Annotated in this window: 14 protein-coding genes; 10 read left to right on the forward strand and 4 right to left on the reverse strand. The window is 58.6% G+C overall.

Features of this window, described 5'->3' with window-relative positions; all coding sequences use genetic code 11:
* Positions 1-50: 50 nt before the first annotated feature.
* Positions 51-845, forward strand: a complete 795-nt coding sequence (locus ARCT_RS0100085; protein WP_027238288.1) for an IclR family transcriptional regulator — start codon at positions 51-53, stop codon at positions 843-845.
* A gap of 64 nt (positions 846-909) precedes the next feature.
* Here the strand turns inward: ARCT_RS0100085 and ARCT_RS0100090 are convergent, their stop codons facing one another.
* Positions 910-1,431 (reverse strand): CBS domain-containing protein, encoded by a 522-nt coding sequence (locus ARCT_RS0100090; protein WP_027238289.1) that lies wholly within the window; start codon positions 1,429-1,431, stop codon positions 910-912.
* Between the two features lie 122 nt (positions 1,432-1,553).
* Between ARCT_RS0100090 and ARCT_RS0100095 the strand changes: the two genes are divergently transcribed.
* Positions 1,554-1,742, forward strand: coding sequence for a hypothetical protein (locus tag ARCT_RS0100095; protein ID WP_027238290.1), 189 nt, complete (start codon positions 1,554-1,556; stop codon positions 1,740-1,742).
* A gap of 111 nt (positions 1,743-1,853) precedes the next feature.
* Here ARCT_RS0100095 and nqrM read toward each other — a convergent pair whose 3' ends face one another.
* Complete coding sequence (nqrM, locus tag ARCT_RS0100100) at positions 1,854-2,114, reverse strand: (Na+)-NQR maturation NqrM (RefSeq protein WP_027238291.1); 261 nt, start codon at positions 2,112-2,114, stop codon at positions 1,854-1,856.
* 12 nt (positions 2,115-2,126) lie between these two features.
* On the reverse strand, positions 2,127-3,152 hold the full coding sequence (locus ARCT_RS0100105; protein ID WP_027238292.1) for an FAD:protein FMN transferase: 1,026 nt from the start codon (positions 3,150-3,152) through the stop codon (positions 2,127-2,129).
* Between the two features lie 210 nt (positions 3,153-3,362).
* On the opposite strand from ARCT_RS0100105, the gene ARCT_RS0100110 reads away from it, so the two are divergent.
* The 6 genes from ARCT_RS0100110 to nqrF are packed head-to-tail and all read left to right on the forward strand — an operon-like array spanning position 3,363 to position 9,200.
* Positions 3,363-4,700 carry a Na(+)-translocating NADH-quinone reductase subunit A gene (locus ARCT_RS0100110; protein ID WP_027238293.1) on the forward strand — a complete coding sequence of 446 codons (1,338 nt, stop codon included), beginning with the start codon at positions 3,363-3,365 and terminating at the stop codon, positions 4,698-4,700.
* A 4-nt stretch (positions 4,701-4,704) separates the two neighbouring features.
* Positions 4,705-5,904: an NADH:ubiquinone reductase (Na(+)-transporting) subunit B gene (locus tag ARCT_RS0100115; RefSeq protein WP_027238294.1), complete on the forward strand. Its 1,200-nt coding sequence runs from the start codon at positions 4,705-4,707 to the stop codon at positions 5,902-5,904.
* Positions 5,897-6,703 (forward strand): Na(+)-translocating NADH-quinone reductase subunit C, encoded by an 807-nt coding sequence (locus ARCT_RS0100120; protein WP_027238295.1) that lies wholly within the window; start codon positions 5,897-5,899, stop codon positions 6,701-6,703. The genes ARCT_RS0100115 and ARCT_RS0100120 overlap by 8 nt, the downstream gene beginning before the upstream one ends.
* Positions 6,703-7,356 carry an NADH:ubiquinone reductase (Na(+)-transporting) subunit D gene (locus tag ARCT_RS0100125; protein ID WP_027238296.1) on the forward strand — a complete coding sequence of 218 codons (654 nt, stop codon included), beginning with the start codon at positions 6,703-6,705 and terminating at the stop codon, positions 7,354-7,356. Before ARCT_RS0100120 ends, ARCT_RS0100125 begins: the two co-directional genes overlap by 1 nt.
* On the forward strand, positions 7,356-7,964 hold the full coding sequence (gene nqrE, locus ARCT_RS0100130) for an NADH:ubiquinone reductase (Na(+)-transporting) subunit E (protein WP_027238297.1): 609 nt from the start codon (positions 7,356-7,358) through the stop codon (positions 7,962-7,964). Before ARCT_RS0100125 ends, nqrE begins: the two co-directional genes overlap by 1 nt.
* A gap of 12 nt (positions 7,965-7,976) precedes the next feature.
* Entirely contained in the window at positions 7,977-9,200 is a 1,224-nt protein-coding gene (gene nqrF, locus ARCT_RS0100135) for an NADH:ubiquinone reductase (Na(+)-transporting) subunit F (RefSeq protein ID WP_027238298.1), read from the forward strand.
* A gap of 79 nt (positions 9,201-9,279) precedes the next feature.
* Here nqrF and ARCT_RS0100140 read toward each other — a convergent pair whose 3' ends face one another.
* Complete coding sequence (locus ARCT_RS0100140; RefSeq protein ID WP_027238299.1) at positions 9,280-9,717, reverse strand: MarR family winged helix-turn-helix transcriptional regulator; 438 nt, start codon at positions 9,715-9,717, stop codon at positions 9,280-9,282.
* A gap of 163 nt (positions 9,718-9,880) precedes the next feature.
* Here ARCT_RS0100140 and ARCT_RS0100145 point away from each other — a divergent pair, with 163 nt between their 5' ends.
* Both ARCT_RS0100145 and ARCT_RS0100150 read left to right on the forward strand, forming a co-directional pair.
* Positions 9,881-11,794, forward strand: coding sequence for an FAD-dependent monooxygenase (locus ARCT_RS0100145; protein ID WP_027238300.1), 1,914 nt, complete (start codon positions 9,881-9,883; stop codon positions 11,792-11,794).
* Between the two features lie 183 nt (positions 11,795-11,977).
* On the forward strand, positions 11,978-12,742 hold the full coding sequence (locus ARCT_RS0100150) for an SDR family NAD(P)-dependent oxidoreductase (RefSeq protein WP_027238301.1): 765 nt from the start codon (positions 11,978-11,980) through the stop codon (positions 12,740-12,742).
* Positions 12,743-12,746: the final 4 nt, after the last annotated feature.

The raw sequence follows: 12,746 nt of genomic DNA on the forward strand, positions 1-12,746 counted from the left end.
CAAGAAATTCTATACGTTGGAATTTCTTGCCACTGCTAGGACTAGAGGCGATGCCAGATCTGAAAGACGACAAGCGATTTGCCAATACTCTGGCGCGTGGCCTCAATGTGTTGCGGGCCTTTGGGCCCAATGACGATGGTCTTGGCAATCTGGAGATCTCAGAGCGCACCGGCCTGCCACGGTCTACCGTGTCGCGGCTGACCTTTACCCTCTGCGCGTTGGGGTATCTGACCCATGGCCATCACCACGACAAATACCGGCTGGGGCCTGCGGCGCTGGCGCTTGGCAATATCGCCGGGGCCTCTTTTGGCTTTGTCGAAACGGCAGGCCCAATCATGCAGAAACTGGCGGATGCCACCAAGACGCTGATTGGTGTGGCGATCCAGGACGATGGCAAGATGCTGATTGTCAAAACCTGGCGTCCGCGCAATTCCACCACCACCTGGCTCAATGTGGGGTATCGGATGCCGATGCTGACCTCCTCTTCGGGGGCGGCTTTTCTGGGCGCCTTGGGGCGCAGCGAACTGGCAAAACTGATCCAGGCCATGTCGCCAGAGGATCAGGATCTATATCGGGATTTTGGCGGCCAGGCGCAGTCCAGCCTGCTGAGTGACGGATATGCCTTTGTGCGCGGTGAGCAGCGGTTCAACGCTGCCATCAACGCCATTGCGACACCCTATCGCCCCTCGGAGTTTGGCGAGCCTGTTGCTTTCCTCAGCGGTGCGCGCAAATCCGACCTGACCGATGAACTGATCACCGAAAACGTAGGACCGGCACTGGTGACGGCGGTGCAGGAACTGCTGCATATCACCGGACGGCGCTTTCCAATCCTATCCGAAGACTGAATAAAATTTGAAAGCACGACGCGTTTGTGACCTCCTGCCCCCTGGGGCAAAAGGTCAGGGTGATTTAGCCAACGATCATCTGCTTGAGTTGCAGGGCCTCATACTCCAGCTCGTTCAGGCGATAGTTCACCACATCGCCAATGGTCAGCATGCCACATAGTTTGCCATCTTCAATCACGGGCATATGCCGGAAACGCCCTTCGTTCATGCGGCGCAACACCGTGACCAATGGGTCGCCGGGGGCACAGGTTTCGACCTTGGATGTCATGTTTTCACCCACTGTCTGCGGCAGGGTCTGTCCCGGCGTTTCCGCCAGTTTGCGCACGATGTCACGCTCTGACAGGATGCCCTCCAATGTGCCCCCGGTTCCGGTGACAAGCAGGGCGCCAATGCGTCGGTCGCGCAAGACGGTGACAGCAGTGCTAAGGGTATCATGGGAGGAGATCGTATAGGTGGTGCCGCCCTTTTTGCTGATCAGCTGTCCGACTGTTGCTGTTTCGTGCGAGATATTGCTTTGAACAGACTGGCTGTGGCTGGTCTTTTTGGCCTGATCCCCACGGTTGGGGGCCTGATAAGAACTTGGCATGTTGAAATGCTCCCTGTTGTTGCTGCGCCTGGTTGTCTATGGGTCCTGTGCTGTGTCATGCAGATCTAAAGACGATGTGCCTTAGGGCAGCTTAGACGACAAAATGCCTTTGGGGGAATACCTTGCTCGCCTCGCAGATCACACTGACGCCGCTTATCGCCACGATTTTGATTTTTCTGGCGGTGCTGGCGGGCAACCGCTATCGCCGGGTCTGGAAGGCTGAAGGACCGCGCTGGCAGCTGTGGCTGTTTGGCCTGATTGCGGCCCTGGCGCTGCTGACACTGGCCTTTGTTCCAATGGCGCCGCTCTGAGGCGCGCTTTGCGCCAAGCAAAAGGGCGACCCAATGGGCCGCCCGCGTTGATCTTCACCAGAGTTGGCCTGACCGTCTGACGATCAAGGGCCAGTTTTTAATCGCCGGTTTTCAACTGCCGGTCTGCCCTTCGGTGCGCATCTCGGCTTCCATCTGTTCGACCATCTTGCGGGCGCGTTTGCACTGGAGCTTGTCGCGCAGCGGGCTGTTTGGGTCGATGTCCTTGCTGCAGACCACACATTTGTCCGCACCGGAAATGGCGTTCAGCCCACCGCAGCTGCCCTTGATGGTTTTACCCATCAGCAGAACGCCCAGTGACATGCCCAGCATGATCAGTGCCAAAAGCCCAAAGGTAAAAAGGAATGTGGCCATCAGGGTCTGCCCTTATTGCTTGGCTTGCAGCTTGGAAAACTGCGAGCTGGTGGAGGTTGCGAACCCTGTCTCACCGGAATCGGGCTGGCGCGCAATGAACAAAACCGCGAGCCCCTCGGTCTCGGCGATCTTGAGCCCACGCTCCTGACCCAGCGCCAGCAGGGCGGTGGCCCAGCCATCGGCCATCATGGCGTTTTCCGCCAGAACCGTCACCGAGGCGGTGCCATGGGTGATGGGGCGGCCGGTCACAGCGTCGATGATATGGGAATAGCGGATGCCATCCTGTTCAAAGTAATTGCGGTAATCGCCCGAGGTGGCCATGCCAAGGCCCGAGACATCGACAATTTCTTCGATGGTCTGGCTGGCGGCATCTGGTCGCTCGATGCCAATGCGCCAGGCTTCGCCTTTGGGGTTCAGCCCTGCGGTGACTAGATCGCCACCAATTTCGACCATATAGTCACTGATCCCGGCCTGGGTCAAAACGGCGGCCACCTGATCGACGCCGTAGCCCTTGGCGATGGCGGCCAGATAGACCGAGGTTTGGGGCAGGCTTTTGCGCAGCGTCAGGGGATCCTGGGACAGCGACAGGATCTTGGCCTGACCAACCTGTTGCATGGCCGCCGCTATGGCTTCATCCGTGGGCACCGGGCTGTCGGGGGTGCGGGCGCCAAAGCCCCAGATCTCGATCAGGGGGCCAAGGGTCACATCAAACAGGCCCTCGCTTTTCTGGTGGATCTCATTTGCCGCCGTCACGACGCTGGCGAGTTCGGGCGAGATTGCAATTGGATCGGTGGAGGGCGCGGCGTTGAACTGTGAAATCTCAGATTTTGGATCCCAGTTCGACATCTGGCTGTTCACTTTGGCCAAGGCGGTGGTGATGGCAGCTTGCAGCGCGTCCGATGACAGATCTGCGGTTTTGTCGATGGCCACGATGTTGTAGGTCGTGCCCATGGTCTCGCCGCTGAACTTCAGCGTGACGGGATCCGATTTGCAGGCTGCAACAAAAAACATCATAGCGACAAGAAAGAGACGTGCCATTTATCCACCTACCCTTGAAACGCCCTTCTATTGTACGCTATTCGCGGCTCTGTCAATCAAGGTTGGATACGGTCGGAAATGGCACGGAAACGCGCTTTTTCATTTTTCCCGGTGGGAACTTGGCCCAGATCAGACTATTTGCAGGTCGAATCCGAACAAACGGCCCAGAGGTGTTGGTTCTGACCAACAGCAAAAGAAGAAGAGATAGAGTTGCGGCATTACAAGCTACGAAAAGGACTCGAACTTCCGGTAGCGGGCGCCCCCGCACAGGAAATTCACGAGGGTCCCGCAGTCAGGACCGTTGCCTTGCTGGGCAGCGACTACCTAGGTTTGAAACCCCGTCTCGCGGTGCAGGAGGGCGATGTGATCGCCGCCGGTTCCCCGGTCTTTGCCCATAAGGACACGCCTGATGTGCAGGTGGTCTCGCCGGTGTCGGGCCGCGTCAAAGCGGTGAACCGTGGCGCCCGTCGGGTGCTGGTCAGCGTCGAGATCGAAGTGGATGCCGCAGCGGCTGATCCGGTGGATTTTTCCGCGCTCGGCGATGTCGCCACGGCTGAAGGTCTGGCAAAACGTCTCTGCGCGGCAGGTCTGTGGACCTCGTTCCGCACCCGGCCCTACTCCAAGGTGCCCGCATCCGATACGCGCCCGGCGGCGATCTATGTGACGGCGATGGAATCAGAGCCACTGGCAGCGGATGCCAGCGTCATCATCAATCAGGCGGCCGATGACTTTGCGGCGGGGCTCAAGGCCATCGCCAAGCTGAGCGCGGGCAATACCTATCTCTGCCAATCCGGTGACGCCTCGATCCCCAGTGCCGAAGGTGTTGAGGTGGTTGGCTTTGACGGGCCGCATCCTGCGGGCCTGGCTGGCACCCATATGCATTTCATCGAGCCGCCCACCACGACCAAAACAGTCTGGAGCATTGGCTATCAGGATGTGATCGCCATTGGCCGTCTGCTGGGTACTGGTCGGGTCAGCGGCGAACGCATTGTTGCCCTGTCGGGACCGCTGGTCAGCACACCACGTCTGATCCGTACCACGGCTGGTGCGTCGATGGCGGATCTGCTGGCCGGTGAGCTGGACAGCGCTGTGGCGCCGCGGGTGATTTCCGGTTCGATCCTGTCGGGTCGTGCGGGCGCCGGTGCCGATGGCTATCTGGGGCGCTACGCGCGCCAGATTACCGTGATCGAAGAAGACCACAAACAGATTGCCATGGGCTGGATTCGCCCGATGGCGAGCAAATACGCGGTGCAGCCGGTGCTGGGATCGCTGTTCTCGAACAAGCTTTATGCGCTGACATCAAACCTCAATGGCGGACGGCGCGCCATGGTGCCCACCGGCACCTTTGAACAGCTGATGCCGCAGGACTATTTGCCAACGCAGCTTTTGCGCGCGCTTTTGGTGATGGATACCGATCAGGCCCAGGCGCTGGGTGCGCTGGAACTGGACGAAGAAGATCTCGGGCTGGTCGGCTTTGCCTGCCCGGCAAAATACGAATACGGACTGGCGCTGCGCGACAGTCTGACGAAGATCGAAAAGGAGGGATAGTCTCTTGGGTCTCCGTAACTTTTTTGACCGCATCGAGCCGAACTTTAGCAAGGGTGGCAAATGGGAGAAACTGTTCCCCATCTACGAGATGGTGGAAAGCTTCCTCTATACACCAAAGACGGTCACAACGGCTGCGCCCCATGCGCGGTCCTATATCGATATGAAGCGGATCATGACCTATGTGGTCATCGCAACGATCCCCTGCATTCTGTTTGGTCTTTATAACACCGGCCTGCAGGTCAACACCGCGCTTGGCCACTACGAGGCCACGGGCTGGCGCGTTGCCGTGCTGGACGTTCTCGGGGTCGGCTTTGACCCCAGCAAGCCGCTGGTCAATATGGCGCATGGTCTGCTGTATTTCCTGCCGATCTATCTGGTTACGCTGGTGGTTGGCGGCATCTGGGAGGTGATCTTTGCCACCCTGCGCGGCCATGAGGTCAACGAAGGCTTTCTGGTGACCTCGATGCTATTTGCCTTGATCGTTCCAGCCAGTATTCCGCTGTGGCAGGTGGCCCTGGGCATTTCCTTTGGCGTGGTCATCGGCAAAGAGGTCTTTGGCGGCACCGGCAAAAACTTCCTCAACCCTGCCTTGACCGGTCGTGCCTTCCTGTATTTTGCCTATCCGGCCTATATGTCTGGCGACAGCATCTGGACGCCCGTGGATGGGTTCTCCGGCGCCACCGCGCTGGCGGTTTCTGCTTCGGCCGGGTTTGATCAGCTGGCCGCCAATGGGGTGGAGTGGATGGATGCCTTTATCGGCACTATTCAGGGCTCCCTTGGCGAGACCTCGACGCTGGCCTGCCTGATCGGTCTGGCCTTCCTCTTGGTGACCAAGATTGCCAACTGGCGTCTGATCATTGGCTGCATGGCGGGTATGGTGGGTTTCTCGCTGCTGCTCAACACCATTGGGTCCGACAGCAACCCGATGTTTGCAATGCCCTGGTACTGGCATCTGGTTACCGGTGGGTTTGCCTTTGGCATGGTCTTTATGGTCACCGAGCCGGTTTCGGCCAGCCATACCAATATGGGGCGCTATCTCTATGGCGCGCTGATTGGCTTCATGGTGGTGATGATCCGGGTGATCAACCCGGCCTTCCCCGAAGGCATGATGCTGGCCATCCTGTTTGGCAACGTCTTTGCGCCGCTGATCGACTATTTTGTCATTCAGGCCAATATCAAACGGAGAGCGAAGCGTCATGTCTGAGCAAACCAACAAAGGCGCGATCCAGCGCTTCCTTGAGGCCTCGCCCGATTCCACCGGCAAAACCCTGTTTGTCGCCGTGGTGCTCTGCCTCTGTGCCTCGATGATCGTTTCGGCGGCGGCAGTGGCGCTGCGCCCGACGCAGGAAGCCAACAAGCTGAAAGACAAGCAGATCAATATTCTGCAGGTCGCAGGCCTATATGAACCCGGCGTCAATGTGACCGAGGCCTTTGGCGCCTCCTTTGAGCCGCGCATTCTGGAGCTGGCCACCGGTCGGTTTACCGACGATTTTGATGTGGCCACATTTGACGACCGCGCCGCAGCGGATGATCCGGCGACCTCGATCAAACTGGACTATGACCCGGCCTCGATCGGGCGGCAGTCAAAATACATGACCGTCTATCTGCTGAAGGATGACGCAGGCGAGATCGACAAGGTGATCCTGCCGCTGCATGGCTATGGTCTGTGGTCGACGCTTTATGGCTTTATCGCGGTGGAAGAAAACGGCAATGACATCTTTGGTCTGCAATTTTACAGCCACGCCGAAACCCCCGGTCTGGGCGCCGAGGTGGACAACCCGCGCTGGAAGGCCCTGTGGAAGGGCAAACATCTGACGGATGCGGCTGGTGAGCTGCAAATCACCGTGGCCAAGACCGCGCCCGCCGCTGGCAAAGAGTTCCATGTGGATGCGCTGTCAGGGGCAACGCTGACCTCGGCTGGTGTCGACAACCTGGTGCGCTTCTGGATGGGCGAAACCGGGTATGCGCCGTTCCTTGCCAATCTCAAAGCAGGAGATATCTGATGTCCCAGACACGTAGGGAAATGCTGCTCGACCCATTGGTCGACAATAACCCGATCACCCTGCAGGTGCTTGGCATCTGTTCTGCCCTGGCGGTGACCTCCTCGCTGAAAGTGGCGCTGGTGATGACCATCGCGGTGACGCTGGTCACGGCCTTTTCGTCCATGTTCATCTCGGTGCTGCGCAACCAGATCCCCAGCTCGATCCGCATTATTGTGCAGATGGTGATCATTGCATCCTTGGTGATCCTGGTGGATCAGGTGCTCAAGGCCTATGCCTTTGAAATCTCCAAAACCCTGTCGGTTTTTGTGGGTCTGATCATTACCAACTGTATCGTCATGGGCCGGGCCGAAGCCTTTGCCATGAAGAACCCGCCGGTGGCCTCCTTCATCGACGGCATCGGCAATGGCCTGGGCTATGGGTTTATCCTGATGCTGGTTGGTTTTTTCCGCGAGCTGTTTGGCGCGGGCTCGTTGTTTGGGGTGACCATTCTGGAAACCGTGAACAACGGTGGCTGGTATGTGCCAAACGGGTTGCTGCTGCTGCCGCCCTCTGCCTTCTTCGTTATCGGTCTTTTGATCTGGGCCTTCCGCACCTGGAAACCCGAACAGGTGGAAGAGCGTGAACATAAAATTCAAGTCGTAGAGGCCCACTGATGGAAGCGCTCCTCTCCCTCGCGGTCAAGGCGATCTTTGTTGAGAACCTGGCCCTCTCCTTCTTTCTTGGCATGTGTACCTTCATCGCCGTTTCCAAGAAGATTTCGACCGCTATTGGCCTGGGGATCTCGGTGATGATCGTGCAGGCGATCACCGTGCCGGCCAACAACCTGATCCTGACCTACCTGCTGGCGCCTGGCGCGCTGGGGTGGGCGGGTTTTCCCGATGTGGATCTGACCTTTCTGGGGCTGATTTCCTATATTGGCGTCATCGCGGCGCTGGTGCAGATCCTTGAGATGGTTTTGGATAAATACTTCCCGCCGCTTTACAACGCGCTGGGGATCTTCCTGCCGCTGATCACCGTGAACTGCGCCATCCTGGGGGGCTCGCTCTTCATGGTGGAACGCGACTATGGCTTTGCCGAGGCGGCGACCTATGGCCTGTCTTCCGGCTTTGGCTGGGCGCTGGCAATTACCGCCATGGCCGGTGTGCGCGAAAAGCTGAAATATTCTGACATTCCTGATGGTCTGCAGGGTCTTGGCATCACCTTCATTACTGCGGGTTTGATGGCTATGGCCTTCATGTCCTTCAGTGGCGTGAAACTGTAAGGGGCTGGCACAATGGCTACTTTTGGACTTGGCATTGTCCTTTTTACCCTGATCGTTCTGGCGCTTGTCAGCATCATCATCGCGGCCCGTTCCAAGCTGGTCTCTACCGGCAATGTGAACATCACCATCAATGGCGAAAAAACCATTTCCGTACCTGCCGGTGGTAAGCTGCTGCAGACGCTGGCGGCGGAAAAGCTGTTTGTCCCCTCGGCCTGTGGCGGCGGCGGCACCTGTGCCCAGTGTCGGGTGCGGGTGCACTCTGGGGGCGGATCCATTCTGCCCACCGAAGAGGGCCATATCACCAAGCGCGAAGCCAGCTGCGGCGACCGTCTGTCCTGTCAGGTCGCGGTCAAGCAGGACATGGAAGTGGAAGTGCCCGAAGAAGTGTTCGGCGTCAAAAAGTGGGAATGCACCGTGCGTTCCAACGAAAACGTCGCCACCTTCATCAAGGCGCTTATTCTGGATCTGCCCGAAGGCGAGGATGTGAACTTCCGCGCTGGTGGCTATATCCAGATCGAGGCCCCGGCCCATGCGCTGAAATACACCGACTTTGACATCGAAGAAGACTACCGCGCCGATTGGGACCGCTTTAACCTGTGGCAGTATGAATCGGTTGTCACTGAACCGGTAGAACGCGCCTATTCCATGGCCAACTATCCGGATGAAAAGGGCATGATCATGCTCAACGTGCGGGTGGCCTCACCGCCGCCCGGATCTGAGGGCATCCCTGCGGGCATGATGTCGAGCTACATCTTCAACCTGAAACCCGGTGACAAGGTGACGATCTCTGGTCCCTTTGGTGAGTTCTTTGCCCGCGACACCCAGAAAGAGATGGTCTTTATCGGCGGTGGCGCCGGTATGGCGCCCATGCGCAGCCATATCTTTGACCAGCTCAAACGTCTGGAAAACCGCGATCGCAAGATCTCCTTCTGGTACGGCGCGCGCTCCAGGAAAGAGATGTTCTTTGTTGAGGACTTCGACACGCTGGCGGCTGAGTTTGACAACTTTGACTGGCACGTCGCCCTGTCTGACGCGATGCCCGAAGACGAATGGACTGGCTACACCGGGTTTATCCATAACGTGCTGTTTGAAGAGTACCTCAAAAACCACCCGGCGCCGGAAGACTGCGAATATTACATGTGTGGTCCGCCGATCATGAACCAGTCGGTGATCAACATGCTGCTCGATCTTGGTGTCGACCGTGAAGACATCATGCTGGATGATTTTGGCGGCTAGCCTGCTCTGGAAAATTATAAAAAGCGGCTCCTGTGTCAGGGGCCGTTTTTATTTGGCGATGGATTAATGGGCCAGGGTCCTAGGGCAGAGCAGGGGCTGATTTGCCAAGCGCCTTGCGGGCCAGTGCCAGAAAGGCTGCGCGCTCATCTGGCGTCAGCGCCTCCAGCATTTCGCCCTGCATATGTTCCACCAGCGGCAGGACCTCTTCGAACAACGCGCGACCTTTTTCAGTAAGCCGCACCTCGCGGGCGCGCCGGTCCCGCGCGCTGACGCTGCGGGCGACATAGCCCTTGTGATCCAGCCGGTCGATCACGCCGCCAATGGTGGCACGGTCATAGGCGATCTTGGCGGCGACTCCGGCCTGGTCGATCCCGGGGTAGGCGGCAATGGCATCCATGGCTGCAAACTGAACCGGTGTCAGGTCGTGGCCGGCCTCTTGCATCTGTTTTGCAAAGATATGGGTGGAGACCTGATTCAGCCTGCGGATCAGGTGCCCCGCCATATTCTGTACTCGCATCGCCCGTTCCTTTTGCTCTCTAGCGTCGTTTTCTGTGTAATATAGCTGGGTCCCAGATGATAGGAAGTACACATATTAATTTCTTGACTCAATATAGTAAGTACAGATACTAAATAGTGCGACAGCCCTCGGGGGTCTGGTTTCACAGTGAAGGAGCACAGCGATGCAGTTTTACAAAGAGGGTTTTCGAGGCGGCAATCCGGATGTGAAACCTGCGGCACCCGATCGTCGCGCGCGTGGACCCTTTGAGCCCCTGCCGGACCAGGTCGATGTGCTGATTGCCGGTTGTGGCCCGGCGGGGCTGTGCCTGGCAGCGCAGTTGGCGCAGTTTCCCGAAATCAAAACCATGATCGTAGAGCCCAAACCCGGACCCATTGAGAAGGGCCAGGCCGATGGGGTCAACACCCGCACCATGGAGATGTTCCAGGCCTTTGGCTTTGCCGAGACGGTCAAACGGGAAAGCTACTGGGTGAACCAGACAGCCTTCTGGTCACCGGACCCCAAGACCCCGGCGCATATCAGCCGTATTGGCCGGGTGCAGGATGTGCCCGAAGGTTCCTCCGAGATGCCGCACACGCTGATCAACCAGGCGCGGGTACATGAATTGTTCCTGGAGGTGATGAAAAACGCCCCCACCCGGCTGGAGCCGGATTATTCCTGGGCGGTCCGCGATCTGGTGGTTGACGCGGATACCACTGACCACCCGGTCACTGTCACCCTGGAAAACACCGGGGTGAATGCCGGTGAGACCAAAACGCTGCGCGCCAATTATGTGGTTGGCTGCGATGGGGCGCGATCAAAAGTGCGCACAGCGATTGGCGGTGAGCTGCACGGCGATGCGGCCCATCAGGCCTGGGGGGTGATGGATATTCTGGCCAATACCGACTTCCCGGATGTGCGCCAGAAATGTCTGATTACCTCAGCCACAGAGGGCAATATCCTGATCCTGCCCCGCGAAGGTGGATCCCTGTTTCGCATGTATGTGGAGCTGGACAAGCTGAACCCGGATGAACGTGTCTCCAGCCGCAATTTTACCGCTGATGATATGATCGAGGCCGCCAACCGGATTATGCAGCCCTACAGTATCGACGTAAAAGAGGTGGTCTGGTGGTCGATCTACGAGATTGGCCACCGGCTGACCGACCGGTTTGACGATGTGCCCGCGGGGCAGGATCGCACCCCCCGGGTCTTTACCGCAGGTGACGCCTGCCACACCCATAGCCCCAAGGCCGGGCAGGGGATGAATGTCTCGATGCAGGACAGTTTTAACCTTGGCTGGAAACTGGTGCAGGTCTTCAAGGGGCGCTCAGATCCCAGCCTCTTGCGCAGCTACTCGGCTGAACGTTGGGGCGAGGCCAAACGGCTGATCGAGACGGATCACCAATGGGCGCGGATCATGTCGACGCCCCCCGGAGAGTCCCAACTTGATGGCGGCGAGATGCCACGGTTCCAGAAACAATTTGTCGAAAACCTGGAATTCACCGGCGGGTTGGCGGTGAAATACCGCGTTTCTGCGCTGGTTGGGCCTGACACCCATCAGGCATTGGCGCCGGGGTTTGAGATCGGGCGGCGCTTTCACTCCGCCCCGGTGGTCCGGGTGGCGGATGCCATGCAGATGCAGCTGGGTCACGTGGCAGAGGCGGATGGCCGCTGGCGGATCTATGCCTTTGCCGGCCAGAACAGCACTGCGGGATCCGACCTGTATCGGCTGTGTGACTGGCTGATGGCTGACCCTGGTTCGGCTGTGCAAAAATACCGCCGCCGGGATGAGGACATTGATGCGGTGATCGACCTGCGTGCCATCTTCCAGCAGGGCTTTGACGTGCTGCTGGACCAAAAGATGCCCGCGATCCTGAAACCGCTTACAGGTAAGCTGGGGTTGCAGGACCACGAGAAGGTGTTTTGTGTCGATCACAAAGGCGCCGGGGATATTTTTGCGATGCGTGGCGTTGATCGCGATCTGGGTTGCATGGTTGTGGTGCGGCCAGATCAGTATATCGCCCATGTGCTGCCGCTTGATGCCCATCAGGCCCTGGCGAACTTCTTTGATGGGGTGTTTCTGTCGGCCAGCGCCTAGCCGCTGAGTCCGGGCCTTTCAGACCAGTCTTCAGAGCAGCCGTGAATAGTACCCTTTCGCGGGGTGTGAGCGCATCTCGGATACAATGTTTGACTATAATGGTTATGTCGTATAATCAATATGGAAACACATGTTGAACGCAGGGAGTGTCTTACCCCTGTGTGTTTCACCGGGAGGCGATAAATGCTGATTGACGGACAAATTGCGTTGGTGGCAGGTGGCGGCAGCGGCCTTGGGGCGGCTACGGCGCGCCTGTTGGCGGCGCAGGGGGCCAGGGTGGCGATCCTGGATTTTGATATCACCCGTGCCAACGATGTTGCTGCTGAAATTGGCGGCGTTGCGGTGCAGGCGGATGTCAGCGATGAGGCCGCCGTGAGCGCCGCCATCGACAGTGCTGTTGACCAGCTGGGCGGGGTGCCCCGGATTGCGATCAGCTGTGCCGGGGTTGGCATGGCTGCGCGGATTGTCGGGCGCGAAGGCAAACTGTCTTTTGACGTGTTTGAAAAGACCCTGAAGGTCAATTTGTTTGGCACTTACAATGTGATGAGCCATGCCGCGCGGCGCATGGCCGAGCTGGAGCCGCTGGGTGATGGCGAACGCGGTGTGGTGATCAATACCGCCTCAGTCGCCTTTGAAGATGGCCAGTTGGGGCAGGCGGCCTATGCGGCCTCAAAAGGGGCTATTGCCTCCATGTGCCTGCCCGCCGCCCGGGAATTTGCCCAGTCCGGCATTCGCGTCATGGCCATTGCGCCGGGTCTGTTTCAGACGCCGATGATGGAGGGGCTGCCGCCGGAAATCGCCGAAAAGATCACTGCAAATATCCCCTTCCCCGCGCGGTTGGGCGCGCCCGAAGAATTTGCCCTTTTGGCGCAGCAGATCATCTCGAACCCGTTCCTGAACGGGACCACAATTCGTCTGGACGGGGCCGTGCGCCTGCCGCCACGCTGAGGAG

This window comes from Pseudophaeobacter arcticus DSM 23566, from assembly GCF_000473205.1.
GTDB lineage: Bacteria > Pseudomonadota > Alphaproteobacteria > Rhodobacterales > Rhodobacteraceae > Pseudophaeobacter > Pseudophaeobacter arcticus.

Coding starts and splice junctions, on each gene's coding strand:
- ARCT_RS0100085 (WP_027238288.1), top strand. CDS start 51: ATGCCAGATCTGAAAGACGACAAGCGATTTGCCAATACTCTGGCGCGT.
- ARCT_RS0100090 (WP_027238289.1), bottom strand. CDS start 1,431: ATGCCAAGTTCTTATCAGGCCCCCAACCGTGGGGATCAGGCCAAAAAG.
- nqrM (WP_027238291.1), bottom strand. CDS start 2,114: ATGGCCACATTCCTTTTTACCTTTGGGCTTTTGGCACTGATCATGCTG.
- ARCT_RS0100105 (WP_027238292.1), bottom strand. CDS start 3,152: ATGGCACGTCTCTTTCTTGTCGCTATGATGTTTTTTGTTGCAGCCTGC.
- ARCT_RS0100120 (WP_027238295.1), top strand. CDS start 5,897: ATGTCTGAGCAAACCAACAAAGGCGCGATCCAGCGCTTCCTTGAGGCC.
- ARCT_RS0100125 (WP_027238296.1), top strand. CDS start 6,703: ATGTCCCAGACACGTAGGGAAATGCTGCTCGACCCATTGGTCGACAAT.
- nqrE (WP_027238297.1), top strand. CDS start 7,356: ATGGAAGCGCTCCTCTCCCTCGCGGTCAAGGCGATCTTTGTTGAGAAC.
- nqrF (WP_027238298.1), top strand. CDS start 7,977: ATGGCTACTTTTGGACTTGGCATTGTCCTTTTTACCCTGATCGTTCTG.
- ARCT_RS0100140 (WP_027238299.1), bottom strand. CDS start 9,717: ATGCGAGTACAGAATATGGCGGGGCACCTGATCCGCAGGCTGAATCAG.
- ARCT_RS0100145 (WP_027238300.1), top strand. CDS start 9,881: ATGCAGTTTTACAAAGAGGGTTTTCGAGGCGGCAATCCGGATGTGAAA.
- ARCT_RS0100150 (WP_027238301.1), top strand. CDS start 11,978: ATGCTGATTGACGGACAAATTGCGTTGGTGGCAGGTGGCGGCAGCGGC.